The sequence below is a fragment of the Solibaculum mannosilyticum genome (assembly GCF_015140235.1).
GTDB lineage: Bacteria > Bacillota > Clostridia > Oscillospirales > Acutalibacteraceae > Solibaculum > Solibaculum mannosilyticum.
This window is the reverse complement of sequence record NZ_AP023321.1, coordinates 1,955,238-1,969,104: the sequence shown is the minus strand read 5'-3', so window position 1 is coordinate 1,969,104 and position 13,867 is coordinate 1,955,238. Positions and strand designations below refer to the sequence as shown.

Below are 13,867 nucleotides of genomic sequence, written 5' to 3'. Positions count from 1 at the left end.
GTAAAATCCATGGGGGAAGCAAGGGCAAAATGCCATTAGACGTCGTTTTTCCACTGTAGGGAGCTTCCTCCGTGGGGATCGGGGGATACTTCGATGCGCATGGGGATGCGGTCCCGCAGTTCCCGGACGTGAGAGATAATGCCCACCAGACGTCCGGAGGCTTGGATATCGTCCAGCGCCCGCATGGCCGCCTCCAAGGTCTCCATGTCCAGCGTACCAAACCCCTCATCGATGAAGATGGCGTCCAGATGAACGCCGCCGGCCATGCTCTGTACCACATCGGACAGACCAAAGGCCAGGGATAGAGAGGCCAAGAACAGCTCACCGCCCGACAGGGTTTTCACCGAACGGGTGCCGCCTCGATGGGCGTCGTTGACGTAAAGATCCAGCCCGCGGAATCCCTGCCCACCCTGGGAATCCTGACGGATAAGGCTGTATTGTCCGCGGCTGAGGCGGATGAAATAGAGATTGGCGGTGCGCACAACGTCGTCCAGCAGAACGCCCAATACAAATTGATGGATGGGAGTTTTGAGAGGATTTTTACCGGAAAGCAGTTGTCCCAAGCCGCCGGTGCGAGTGTACTGCTGCTCCAATTCAGCGGTGCGTTTGATGCAGTCGTCTAACTGTTCGCAGGTTCTTTTCAGGGAGGCAGTCCGAGCTTGAAGAGAACCGAGTTCGGTATCCGACTGGGATTTTTGCAATTGAGCCTCCTGCTGCCGCGTGCGCAGAGCGTCCAGATCGGGAGGGGAGCTTCCGTCCAACTGCTGCTCCAGATCCTTTGTCTGGGACTTGGTCAGATCATAGCTGCGGTCGAACTGCAGGATACGCTGTTCCAACGATTCCATTTCTTCTTTTGGCAGATAGAAATCGTGATGCTTTTCATCCGGGGCGACGCCGAGGGAAAGACATTGCGTTTCCCATTCCCGACGGCATTGCTCGAAATGTGAGATCGATTCCTCTAAGGCTTTCTGAGCGGCGGCATGGGCCTGGAGGGATTTGGTATGCTCTACTCGAGCTTCTTGCAGTGCGGTTTGGATGGACTCGATCTGCTTTTTTAGGGATTCATGCAGATGCTTGGCTGCTAAAAGCTGTTTTTGATAATCGGATGCGTTTCCTTTGGCGCCGGACAACGACTGGGAAAGCTCCTCCTGAGCGGCGATGGCGGCAGCCAGACGTTGCTCTGCCTGGGAGACCTCCTGACGGCATCGATCCAGATCAGCCGATCTTAACTGCAGTTTTGCCTGGATTTTATCCCGGGCTTTTTCGTATCCGGGACGTTTTTGCTCCTCAGCCTGCGCGTTGTCCAATTGACATTGGGTACGCTCCAGCGTGGCGTTCAATGTCCGGGCATCGATTCCCCGGCGGGAGAATATCTCGTTTGCCTCTTGCCATTGGCTTTGGGCATTTTCCAGCACTATTTTTTTCTGTTGAAGCTTCGACTCCGCCCTCTGGAAAGCCTCGGCAGCCTGTTGTTTGGCAGTGCGGCAAGCTTCCAGCTGCTGTGGGGCGGGGACGCCGCCGGCAGGGACGGCCAAAGCCGGGTGGGAAGTAGACCCGCATACAGGGCACGGTTCATCTGGAAGGAGGGAGCTGGCAAGCCAATAAGCGGCGTCAGCCTGAGCGGCCTTTTCCATCAAAAGATAAGCGTTGTCCGCCGCTACGGAAGAGATACGGGCATCCTCGACTTCCTGTCCTGCCATACCATAGGCGTATTGGGCTTTGATGACCTCCTGCTCCAATCGTTTCACAGCGTCCCGTTCCTTGACAGCTGTCTGTAATTCCTGTACCTGAGCGGTGAGAAGGGGAATACGGGAGATGATCTGGTCAAACTGCTCCTGAAGGAACTGTTGAGCCTTTTGCAGGCGGGCGTCCAATTGGGAGCATTCCTCCGCTAAGCTTTGCTGCTGGGAATGGAGGACAGTTACTTGAGACTGCAAGGAAGCTCGGTTTTGCCGGGCGTTTTCCAAACGCTGGCACTGTTCTACGGAACGGGTCAGAAGTGCTATTCGTCCCGACTCTGCTTCAGCCCGTTCCTGAAAGGAGGGCAACTGTTTTGCTTTCTCCCCGGCCGATTGATATTCTTCTTCAGCCTCCTTGAGGGAGCGGATGGCCGCCTCGAGATCCGACTTCTTTTGCTGATAGATGCTTTGAGCCGATTGGCAGGCCGACCAATAGGGATGAAGGGATGCAGCGCGTCTGGCATGCTCCAGTCTAACCCGCATTTCCTCGATGGAGGAGCGGTTGCTTTCCATGGAAGAAAGTCTTTCTTTTGCCTTAGAAAGACACTCATACTGTTCGTGGAGGGCCAGTCCTTGGCGCAGGGCCTCCTGAGCCGCAGAGAGCTGTTGTTCCAAAAGAAGGGACTGTTTCTTTTTTTCAGAGAAAGCCGTTTCCTGCTCCAGAAGCTTTTGTTTCAGGGCGTCGAAGCAATCCACTTGCTCCAACCGAAGCAGATTCTGCCTTTCTTCCGACGCTGCGGTCAGTTGTCTCTTGAGCTGATCGGCGGCGGCTACGACGGCGGCTGTCACTTGTTTCCACCGTCCTGTGGCAAACAGGGTCTCTAAGATAGACTCCTTTTCTGTGGAGCTGGCAACCAACAATTTGCGGAATTCCCCCTGAGGAAGGACAATGACCTGAGAAAACTGATCGTGAGTAAATCCCAAAAGTTCCTTGGCGATGGCGGATACTCGAGGTCCGGAATCCATAAGTTTCCAATGCCCCTTCTGCCAATGATAACAGCTTGCCTCGGTTTCAATTTTGAGCTCGGTACCGCCGGCTCGCTTTTTCACGGTGCGCTGGCTGTAGGAACGGGCAAAGCGGTAGGCTTCTTGTCCCAAGGAGAATTCCACCTCAGTCAATGTAGGAACCGACTGAGGTGCGGCGGTGTGACGCATCTCTTTCCATTTGCGCAGAGAGCCGGTGGATTCCCCATAAAGGGCAAAACTCATGGCGTCCAAAATAGTGGTCTTGCCGCTGCCGGTTGGACCGGCGATCAGAAAGAGCTTCGATTTCCCCAGACGGGAAAAGTCAACTTCACAGCGGTTCAAATAGGGGCCGAAGGCCTGCATGACGATTTTAAGGGGTCTCATGTACCGGCCTCCTCTCCCAGAGTCTCCCGATAAATAGCGCGGAATAACTCTTCTGTTTGAGCATCGGCCTGGGTACCGCATACCTGGGCGAGAAAGGAGGAGAAGATGGTAAAATCGCTGCTCGTACCTTGCTTCCGAAGGGATTCCCGGAGATCCCGCCGTTCGACGTTCACGGTACTCGACGTGAGCCAATTGCTTTCCAGCCCTAGAATATTGGGATATCCCTCCCGCAGACGAGCCATAGGTTCAAATACAGGACCTTCATCGGTAAGATAAGCGTAAATAAAATCGTCCCGATGAGTATCCCTGCTGGATTGGGCGAGGAGTTCTTCCAGAGTCCCGGTGACAGTGCGGACGTCCCGTACACCGGTGACAGGGATATCCTTGACCGAAAGCTTGTCCGTCAATTGGACTAAGGATACCGATTTTCTTTGATGCTCCTCGTCAAAGGAATACTTTAAGGGAGAGCCGGCGTAACGGATAAAGGGGCGGGGATACTGAGGCGCGTGCAGATGCCCCAGCGCCACATAATGGAATCCTGCAAAAAGACCGGCATCCACTTCGCCTGATCCACCTATGTAGAGAGGGGATTCGGAATCGCTGACCGAACTGCCGGCGACAAAACAGTGTGCCACTAAAATCTGGCGTGCGGCAGGATCCATCCTTTGCCGGATATCGTCCAAGACGGCTTTATAAGCTCCGCCGAAGCCCTCGATAGAGGGATCGTTCATAGCGTCCCGGGCCATAGCCGGATCAAAATAAGGCAGCATCCAAAGCTGGATGGGGCCGTAATCGTCTTTGAGGAGAAAAGGAGTAAGGCCTTGTTCCAAACGGGAAACAAGATAAAGCCCCCGGTCTGCAAGCAGTCGGGAGCCTATGGAGATACGGTCGGCGCCGTCGTGGTTGCCGGTGATGACAGCCAGCGGAATACTCAAATCGGCGCACATATAGGTGACGAATTGGTCAAAAAGACGGATGGCCTCCACCGGTGCGATTTTACGGTCAAAGATATCGCCGGCCAAAATGACAAGATCAGGTTTTTCCCGTTCCACCAAAGGGAGAAAGAAATCCTCCACAAAATGCTGCTGTTCAGACAAAAGGGAATGGGAATACAGCACTCGTCCCAAATGCCAATCGGATGTGTGCAGGATTTTCATGAGCGCCTCCTCTGGCGTTTTACCGGGGGATTGAGGGGAGTGACATCGCGGAAAATAGCGGTGTGACGCTGTGAAACCGGTTTGTCAATGTGGCAGCTGCCGAAGAACCACCTCTTAAACTGACAAGTTTTACTGATCTCATCGAAGTAGGTGTTTAAAATATGAGTCTGACTGCCGTCCAGATTGAGGAAATGCTTGATGGAGGCAGGAGGCTCATGGGTGAGAATGAAGTCCACCGTCAGATTGTGATTTTCTAAATTCTGAGCGCTGTGCTGTACTTCCTGGGAGGAAGGCATTTCCCGCTGCCACCACATGGCTTCACCGTCTCTGCTCAAATCGCGGCGCAGATCCCGGTCGGGACTTTCCCCGCCGCCAAAGGTGAAAATATCCATGCCCTCGATGTTATAGATCTCCCCGCGCATCAGGTGAACGATGTTGTCCATAATCTGATGGACGCGGCCGCCGTTCCACTCCCGGACGGGATATTCTTCTAGAAGATCAAAGTTTTCATGGGTTCCGTCCAGAAAAGCGATGGTGTACGGCGACTTGTTAAGCTGTTTTAACGTCCTCTGTTCCGACTTGGATCCGTTCCAGATAAAACCAAAATCGCCGCAAATGATAAGAGTATCTTGTTTTTTTAAAAGTTTCAGCTCCTTTTCGGAGAAGCGGGTGATATCGCCATGGATATCGCCAGTGACGTAGACCAAATGGAATCCCTCCGTAGAAAATCTCGAATGGTGCATATAAAAAATATAAAATCCAGCCTCAGCCGATCAGACCGCATTTACCGTCAAATTCCAGCAGGAAAAGAGCGGCAGAAAGAGCGGATAGGACCAAAAAACTGCTTTTCATTTTAAGGGAATGCTGATATACTGTACTTATTAGTATATCACATTGGGAGGAAATGTCTATGAAAAAAAAGGCGTTTTTGCTTTGCGCCTTGCTGATATTCACCTTTTTTGCCATCCCCATCAGCGGATCGGCGGCCTATGAACCGCCCTTTGAGGTGCAGACCGAATCGGTTTTATTGGTCAATTTGGATACCGATACCATTGTCTATGAGAAAAATGCCGATGAACGTCGGGCACCGGCGTCGCTGACTAAAATTACCACCACAATGTTGGCATTGGAACAGTGCGCCGATCGCCTGGACGAACAGACCACCCTGAACAAACGGATCTTTGACGATTTGGGGACAGGCTATTCCAATGCGAATCTTAAGGAAGGGGAAGAGGTTACCCTCCGGGAGCTTTTGTATTGTACGATGGTTAAGTCGGCCTGTGAAGGGGCCAATGCCGTGGCGGATTTTGTCAGCGGCGGCCATATTGATGAGTTTGTGGAACAGATGAACAAGCGGATGGAGGAACTGGGGTGCACCAATACCCATTATGAGAATGCCCATGGTCTGGACGATCCCAACCAGTACAGCACCGCCCGGGATATTTATAAGATTGTGAAAAACGCTATGGATCTTCCTTATTTCATGGAGATCTGCTCCACTGCCCGTTATACGATGCCGGCGACCAATCTGACCCCTGAACGCACCCTCATCACCACCAATCTGTTGATGGACAAAGGCGTTGGCGGCGAATACTATTATAGTTACGTCAAAGGCATTAAGACCGGCTATACGGGTGATGCCGGCCGCTGCTTGGTTTCCACCGCCTCCAAAGACGGCTATAATTATCTTCTTATTCAGCTTGGAGCGCCTACGGAGGATGAAAACGGCAATAAATTAGAGGGTTACATCAACTTTAAGGAGGCCAAACAAATCTATGAATGGGTCTTACCGGCATTTCAGGTAAAGACCCTTGTGGATGTGGACAAGCCGGCTGGGGATGTAAAGGTCAATTTGGGAGAGGAAAAGGATACGGTATTGGCTTATCCTTCCCAGGAGATGTCCTCTTTGGTACCGTCATCGGTGGAAAGCTCCAGTATCCTGCTGGTGCCCAATTTACCCGAGAGCGTCGACGCCCCGGTGAAAAAGGGGGATGTACTTGGGACAGCCGATCTTATGCTCAGTGGTGAAAAAATCGGACAGGTAGATCTTGTGGCAGGGGAATCTGTCAACCGCAGCCAATCCCTCTACTACATGAAGATGATCGACGATATTGTCAATTCCTTCTGGTTTAAGGCGGTCATCATAGGAATTGTGTCGCTGGTGGTATTGTATATTATTGTATCCATCGCCATCAACATTCACCGGAAAAAAAGCGACCGTGTGAAATCGAAGTCACGCCGCGGCCGGAAGCTTTAATAAAAGGAGAGAAAAATGAACCAAGTGATTCGGAGTATTTTGAAACGCAGGAGTGTGCGTCAATACGATAAGGAACAGATTACAGAAGAGCAATTGCAGGTTTTGCTTCAAACAGCTGCCATGGCGCCAAATGCCTACGATCGGCAGGAGCGGGTGACGGTAGCAGTACAAAACCGCGCTCTATTGGATGAGATTTCCAAAGATGTGCAAACGATGCTTTTAAGTGACCCATTGTACCGGGAAGAGGCCAGTGTACCGGATTTTCATGTGTTTTTCCATGCCCCTACTGTATTTGTCGTGTGCGGTCCAGCCTACAGTAAATACGCGATACAGGATTGTGCAGTAGCGGCTGAGAATATCCAAATTGCCGCCCATGCTATGGGTCTTGGCTCCTGCTATATCGGTCTGGCAGATCCTTATGTCGATGGGGAGAAAGGCAGACAAATGGTTAAACGTCTGGGAGTCTCCGGAGATTATAGGATTATGTGCTGTGTAACGGTGGGGCTGCCGAAGGAACAGCCGAATCCTACACCCCGTAAAGAAGGCGTCACCTTTGTTGTACGATAATGATGACGCAAAACAAAAGCAGTGGATTTCTTCTATGTTGCCTAAAAATTAGATAGGAGTAAAACACCCCCATTGTTCTAGAACAATGGGGGGGTTTTACTTAAATTTTGGTGGATAGATTTTGCTTCCTTTTTCGAGGAATGGAGTGCATCCATTGAGCTAGATGGGCAAGACAGTAACTTCCCACGAGGGTGAAAGTAAGAAGACCGGAATAGTGATAACGTGGAGCAACTTCCACTAACATTTGAGCTAGAGTAAGCCCCACCATAAAAATACAAATTAGAAAGAAAGCTGATTTTTCTTTTTTACGGATAGCAACACATATACCAATTAAATTAAGAAGAAGCAAAATATAATAATATGCATTGCATATAGCACGGAGGTTTTGGACAGAAGGAAGAACATCAGATGAATAATCGATACACGACTGATCGTTTACCCAAAGTATTAGGAATTTTTGGAAAAATAAATTTGGGAAATTAATGTTATCATATAAAATACGATTTTTAGCTTCCGCCAGCATTTGTTGCTGTGTCTGTTCCGCAGTCCATCCCGGGCGATCACTGTAGGAATAAAGCAATGCCGAATCGCCTTGATTCCACATTCCTGAAGATTTTTCATTAAAGCCCACATATATGTTATAACCAGGAGCTGTAGCTGGAGCTTCTCCAATTTTCTTTTCCAAAAACCAGTTTCCTAAAGAGGAGAAAATTATAAAAAAAGTCATCATAACAGCAAATATGATAGCTTTTTTAGCCAACAACTTTTTTATTGAGAAATGATCTGTACAAACCAAAAAGAACCATAAGAAGAAAGCAATGATAGGAATATAAGCGATAGGACGGGACATATTGATAAGTTGCAGAACAAGGGCTAAAAGAATAGAAATTCCCAAACAAATAGGATAAGAAGTTTTTGCTAAACGTTTACTTAGAAAGATTATAAGGGAGAAAGCGATCAAAAGTTCCAGTGTATATAAAGGCTCGGACAACACATATATATTGTAAAAACTTTGAGAAGGCAAGAAGATCCAAATAATACAGGAAAAAATACCACCTGTTTTAGATATAATGCAACAACCTATATAATAGAAGAAGAATATAGAAAGAGAAGAAAGAACCGCATTTACAATAGGAGCTATCAGATAGCTCGTACCAAAGATTTTATAAAAAAGGCTCATAAAAGACGAATAGCCGAAAATATGGGGGAAAAGAGCTAAATAACGAGCGTTGGATGGGAGCTCGCCGCGACTTAAACTCACTGCTGTATTGTAAAAGGTGGCGTAGTCTACACGAGGCTCGACGGAAAAACAAAATACAATAGTCAGTTTTACGAACAAACAGATTAGAAATAATATTAATACAACTGTAGGATGAGAAACTTTTTCTAACGGTTTTTTTAATTTAGTATTATACAACCATAATAGAAGAAAAATAGCTAGAATACCTGCTACAACCATGATGAACATACGGAGGGGAAAATATTCTACCTCTGGGCCTACGACAGTAAAAACAAGAATTGCTGCAATAAAAATAAAATATAAGCCATAAATAAACCAAATAAAACAGGAGGAAAATTTTTCCCCAATACGAAACATAAGATCTCCCTTTCGAAATTTTTATTTTTATACAGATAATGACAAACTATTTAGATAAAATATCAAATATATGGTTTTTATTATATTGGGATTAGACTAGAATTGCAAGCATTAAGGATCATTTCTTTTTAAAGAGAGAGTGTGTCATGACAGGGAAAAATATTGACAAGACCAAGGTGATTTGGTATAATTTATCTCTGTTAGATCAAAAAAGTCTAATAGGGATTATGGGCCTGTAGCGCAGCTGGGAGCGCATCACATTCGCATTGTGGGGGTCGTCGGTTCGAATCCGATCAGGTCCACCAAGTAAGCCTGGAGCAAAGTCAGCTCCAGGCTTTTGTTTTGCGGCAGGATAACGCAATGTAGGACAGGTACAATTGACAAAAAGAGACAATGTGGTATAATTGGTTAGCTAAAACTAACTGAAAACCAATTCGATCGTAGAGGAGAAAGACATGCCAGGCCACATTGACATTTTAAAAATGCGCATCCTGATTTGCTTTTTAAAGATGTCCTTAGAGAACTGTACTGTAACCAATCTTTCAAAGACACTTGCCGCCGAGAAATATGCCGTCAGCCGGGCTATGATATCCTTAGAAAAGGAGGGGCTGCTGGACCGCAGCGATAGCAGACATCCTAAATTGACGCCCAGTGGAGTAATCTCGGCCAAGAAATATGCGGAACGCATGGACATTGCCATCAATCATCTCATTTATGAAGGGGTTCCGCAATTAAATGCACAAGACGATGCCACATATCTGTCTATGTACTGTTCTGACCAAACCTTTGAAGTCATCCAGGGGATGGAGGAACGTTATCGAATCCGGCATATATTGAAAGAAAAAAGGAATTTTGACGGATCGGTTTTGTGCAGAAAATTGCGCGACGGAGCTTATTTGTTCCCATTTATTCTTTATCGGGAATCGGCCAAAAATGGAAGCAACATCTCCATGGCAAACGATGGATTTGAGCATCCGTGTCTTTTGACGGTCAATCGAGGTGCTGGAATCATCGGTCTAAAGGCGCGGGATACCTCTCATCATTCAGCAGTCGATGGAAAGAAAATGACAGGGAAAATCAGCAGTTTAAAGTATTTTGACGGAAATAAATTTTGTGATGCTCAGAGCAATGGAGATGTTCTGTCGTTTCCAGCTGATGCCTTAAATTTTTTAAGCGTAGGAAACGATGCCAGCAGGATTCTTCATGGGAGTGTATGCCTTAAAATGGCATGTTCCGTAGGGGTTATGCATATGCCGGAAAGCACGGCGATCTTTACTATATTAATATAGCGTACCGAATAGCAAGGAATTTCGAGATTTTTGTAGCCTGCATGCAACATTTATAAAAGCTCATATTCTGGGCTTTCCTGGGCAGAAAAGAGGAAAAAAGTAGGCGGTTTGTTGCAGTGATGCTACAAAGTTATGTATGACAAAGGAAGAGCTTTATAGTATAATTGACTTGCTCAAACAATGAAAACGCCGCAAGGCGTATTTTTTAGAGCGAATAGTTAGCTAAAACTAAGTTACGGCTTTATTGATTCAGACGTAGAAAGAGGGCGCCGGATCTGTAAGCCGTATCGTGCTGAAAGGGGAGATGTAAATTTTAACCGCACGATTCTCGTCCTTAAGTTAGTAAGTACTAACTTAAAATAAAAGAACAAAATGGAGGAATGGATTTATGGCAAGAACCAAACAGAATTGGCTAAAGCGCGGTTTGTCCCTGCTGTTGGCAGCGATGCTGATGCTGAGCATGAGCGCGGTCAGTGCATTCGCAGAAGGAACGGATATTGCATCGACTCCGGGAACTTATGTAGTGCCCGTCAAATCTCTGGTGAGTGCGGCGCCGCTTCCGCCCGTACAGCAGGCATTTGCGAATGCATTTGGTGAGAATGCCGAAGTTACCGTAGATCAAAATGGCGACATGACGGCAAAAGTCAATCTGCAGCATATGGTGATCAACCTGATGGGCGAATACCATGCCAACGTACTCACAATAGAAGGAGCTACCTATCTCTCCTACAAGACTGAGAAGTCCTCCACCAAATTCGGAGATGTTTCTGCTGTGGAAGAGATCCAGGTGCCGGATGAAGTTCAGTTCCCGCTGACCAATGCGTCGGACGATGGAAGTTATGTTTTGGAAATTACCGTTGACTTTATGAATGCTTTCTTAGGCGGAGGGAAACCTTATCCTACCGACGTCACTTTGACTTTGGATTTTGAAAATGCCAAGGCCGATGCCAGCGAATTGGAAGACTTGGTGAACTCCTACCGCCAGCTTTCCGAAGAGAACTATACCCCTGAAACATGGGCTGCCTTTGAAGGAGTTCTGGCCGAAGCGGAGGCTATGATTGAAAACGGTGCCTCTATGGATGAAATCAATGCTATGATCGATCGTCTGACCGAAGCTCGCGATGCACTTGAGTATGCGGGCGCCGACTACAGCGCTGTGGAAGCAGCTTTGGATAAGATCCCGGAAGACGGATCCCTCTACACAGAAGCATCTTGGGATGCTCTTCAGGAGGCAAAAGAAGCTGTGAAGTATGGATTGACCAAAGAGGATCAGGCCACTGTCGACGGCTGGGCTGAGGACATTGAATCCAAGATTGCAGAGCTCGAGTATAAAGACGCCGACTATACCAATGTGGACAAAGCCATCGCCAGCGTACCCGCCGACCTGTCGCAGTACACAGACGAATCGGTTGCAGCGCTGAATAGTGCTCTGGACGCAGTGGTACGGGATCTGAAAGCCAACGATCAGGTGAAAGTGGACAAAATGGCCAGCGATATTGAAGCTGCCGTCAAAGCCCTGACTTTGAAAGATTCTTCCACGGGTTCCGATGACGACACAAGCGACAAGCCTCTGGACAAAGACAATCTGGAAGACGGCATCTATGAAGTGTCCATCCAGCTGTGGCACGCCACCAACGATCAGGCTTCCATGGCCGCAGCTTCGATTGAAACAACCGCTCGAATCGTGGTAAAAGACGGCACCATGACTATGTACATCTATACCAAGCCCATGACCTTCGGGACCATTACCGCAAGCCTTCAGGAGCTGAAGGTTGCCGATGCAGACGGCAATTACTCCGAGGCTAAGGTGGAAAAGAAAGACGCTTCCGGAAATCCCACCTGTTTCTCCTTCGTCGTTCCTCACACGCAGGAATACATTAAGGTAAAAGTAAATCCCCACGTGGCTATGATGGGCAATCAGGATCTGGATGCCAGAGTGAAAGTGGATTACTCCTCCTTGAAGAAGATCTCCACCGATTCTTCCGATCCTTCTGTGGACGTAGTAACTCCGGCAGATCCGGTTGAGAACCCCAACACCGATGGCGACAGCAACGTGCTGCCCTTCATGATGGTGGCTCTGATCTCGGCCGGTATGATGCTGGCCTTGTCCATTCGCGGTAAGCGCAAGGCTTCCCAGGGAGAATAAACCATGAGGGGAACTGCGCAAATGGGTAAAGGGATCAAAAGGATTGTTTGCGGAGTGGTGACAGCTGCCTTATTGGTGGCTGTCTCCCTTCCGGTTTTCGCCTTGGACGACGGAGCATACATTGTATCCAGAACCACCTCTTACGTCAATCCGGAGACGGGTGAAACAGTGGACGGCGGTACCAACATCGCCCTCGGCGATAGTATGTGTGCCAGCATTGTGGAAGAAGAGGCGTTGGTGGAGCAGTCCCAAGGCAAGACTTACGTGACTTTGGGCCTTGGATTAATGTCCAATGTCAGTGATGTACGCATTCAGATCCAGGGCGACGACGGATCCTATCGCAATGCTGAGATTGTCAAAACCGGCAGTTGCGAACGTGTCGGCGATACCTGTAACCATTATCGGTTTGAGGTGGATTCGGCGGACAATTATATCAGTCCTATTCTTTATGTTACCCCCATGGGACGGGACGTCCAATTTTTTGTGAAGTTGGATACCAGTTCCGCTGCGGCGGGAACAGGAAATTTTATCAGCGAAATGGTGACCACTGCTGAGACTCCGGTAGAAGATGTCCCGGTTGCCAGCGAAGAGCCGGCAGCTTCTTCTGAGGCGGTATCCAGTGAACCGGTATCCAGCCAGGCGGTATCCTCACAAGAGAGCCTGAGTTCGGCAGCTTCTTCTCAGGCAGAGGAGAGCAGTGCACCGAGTTCTTCATCGGCATCGTCGGAATCGGCCGAGGAAGAGAGCGGCGGCAATACGGCGCTGATCGTATGGATTGTGGTAGCGGTTGTCGTTGTGGCCGGTGCGGTTGCCTTTGTAATTTATAAGAAGAGAAGAAAGCCATGAAAAAAGTAAAATTACTGGCGGCATTGCTCGCCTGCTTATTTCTTCTGTCGGGATGCGTAGATCAGTCGGGCGGCGGTTCACAGCAATCGTCCGGACAAACCGAACAAGCCCGTATTGTGGCGACCTCTGTGGCCACCTGCGAGATCTTGGATAAACTGGGCATCGACGACGTGGTAGGCGTTCCGGAGACGCAGAGTTACGCCATCCCGGAACGGTACCAAGAAGCCACCAGCATTGGTTCGCCGATGGCCCCGGATATGGAGATTGTCAAATCTCTGAGTCCCACCATTATTCTGACGCCCAATTCCCTGGAGGGGGAATTAAAACCCAAGTATGACAACATTGAGACAGAGAGTTATTTTTTGGATCTCAAAAGCGTGGACGGCATGTATCAGTCCATTTTAGACATCGGTGAAATGTTCGGCAAACAAGAGGAAGCACAACAGCTTTTCCAGGAGTTTGAAGATTTCAAAGCCGAGTATGCCGACCGTACCGAGGGGGATGCCCCCAAGGTACTCATCCTGATGGGTCTTCCAGGTTCTTATGTAGTGGCCACCGAAAGCAGTTATGTGGGAAGTTTGGTCAAGTTGGCCGGGGGAATCAACGTGTATGGCGATGGAGACGGACAAGACTTTCTCAACGTCAACACAGAGGATATGGTCGAAAAGGAACCGGATATCATTCTGCGCACCTCCCATGCCATGCCGGAGCAGGTGAAGATCATGTTTGCAGAGGAATTTGAGACCAATGACATCTGGAAACATTTTTCCGCGGTACAAAATGGAAAAGTGTATGACCTGGACAACGAGAAATTCGGAATGAGCGCGACCTTCCGGTATCAGGAAGCACTAGAGGAGTTACAGCCCATTCTGTATGAATCGTAATAAAGACGTTACACACTGTTTTTGTACGGGGCAGC

General features: G+C 48.5%; 10 protein-coding genes and 1 tRNA gene. 7 read left to right on the top strand and 4 right to left on the bottom strand.

Annotated features, from left to right (window positions below):
• Positions 1 to 35 precede the first annotated feature (35 nt).
• The 3 genes from C12CBH8_RS09180 to C12CBH8_RS09170 are packed head-to-tail and all read right to left on the bottom strand — an operon-like array spanning position 36 to position 4,953.
• On the bottom strand, positions 36 to 3,089 hold the full coding sequence (locus C12CBH8_RS09180; RefSeq protein WP_215533071.1) for an AAA family ATPase: 3,054 nt from the start codon (positions 3,087 to 3,089) through the stop codon (positions 36 to 38).
• Positions 3,086 to 4,246, bottom strand: coding sequence for an exonuclease SbcCD subunit D (locus tag C12CBH8_RS09175; RefSeq protein WP_090265438.1), 1,161 nt, complete (start codon positions 4,244 to 4,246; stop codon positions 3,086 to 3,088). Before C12CBH8_RS09175 ends, C12CBH8_RS09180 begins: the two co-directional genes overlap by 4 nt.
• Positions 4,243 to 4,953, bottom strand: a complete 711-nt coding sequence (locus C12CBH8_RS09170) for a metallophosphoesterase (RefSeq protein ID WP_090265440.1) — start codon at positions 4,951 to 4,953, stop codon at positions 4,243 to 4,245. The genes C12CBH8_RS09175 and C12CBH8_RS09170 overlap by 4 nt, the downstream gene beginning before the upstream one ends.
• 203 nt (positions 4,954 to 5,156) lie before the next feature.
• Here C12CBH8_RS09170 and C12CBH8_RS09165 point away from each other — a divergent pair, with 203 nt between their 5' ends.
• Positions 5,157 to 6,503, top strand: coding sequence for a D-alanyl-D-alanine carboxypeptidase family protein (locus tag C12CBH8_RS09165; RefSeq protein WP_215533070.1), 1,347 nt, complete (start codon positions 5,157 to 5,159; stop codon positions 6,501 to 6,503).
• A gap of 15 nt (positions 6,504 to 6,518) precedes the next feature.
• The gene (locus C12CBH8_RS09160; protein WP_215533069.1) at positions 6,519 to 7,070 is read left to right on the top strand and encodes a nitroreductase family protein; all 552 of its coding nucleotides are present in this window, start codon (positions 6,519 to 6,521) and stop codon (positions 7,068 to 7,070) included.
• A gap of 100 nt (positions 7,071 to 7,170) precedes the next feature.
• Here the strand turns inward: C12CBH8_RS09160 and C12CBH8_RS09155 are convergent, their stop codons facing one another.
• Complete coding sequence (locus C12CBH8_RS09155) at positions 7,171 to 8,667, bottom strand: glycosyltransferase family protein (RefSeq protein WP_099322624.1); 1,497 nt, start codon at positions 8,665 to 8,667, stop codon at positions 7,171 to 7,173.
• 229 nt (positions 8,668 to 8,896) lie between these two features.
• Between C12CBH8_RS09155 and C12CBH8_RS09150 the strand changes: the two genes are divergently transcribed.
• The 5 genes from C12CBH8_RS09150 (at position 8,897) to isdE (ending at position 13,832) form a co-directional block, all read left to right on the top strand.
• Positions 8,897 to 8,972 (top strand) — tRNA-Ala (locus tag C12CBH8_RS09150).
• 150 nt (positions 8,973 to 9,122) lie between these two features.
• Positions 9,123 to 9,956, top strand: coding sequence for a hypothetical protein (locus C12CBH8_RS09145; protein ID WP_090264631.1), 834 nt, complete (start codon positions 9,123 to 9,125; stop codon positions 9,954 to 9,956).
• A 388-nt stretch (positions 9,957 to 10,344) separates the two neighbouring features.
• Entirely contained in the window at positions 10,345 to 12,102 is a 1,758-nt protein-coding gene (locus C12CBH8_RS11905; protein ID WP_246441471.1) for an NEAT domain-containing protein, read from the top strand.
• Positions 12,103 to 12,123: 21 nt separating this feature from the next.
• Positions 12,124 to 12,948: a heme-binding Shp domain-containing protein gene (locus tag C12CBH8_RS11900; RefSeq protein WP_246441468.1), complete on the top strand. Its 825-nt coding sequence runs from the start codon at positions 12,124 to 12,126 to the stop codon at positions 12,946 to 12,948.
• Entirely contained in the window at positions 12,945 to 13,832 is an 888-nt protein-coding gene (isdE, locus tag C12CBH8_RS09130; RefSeq protein WP_215533068.1) for a heme ABC transporter substrate-binding protein IsdE, read from the top strand. Before C12CBH8_RS11900 ends, isdE begins: the two co-directional genes overlap by 4 nt.
• Positions 13,833 to 13,867: the final 35 nt, after the last annotated feature.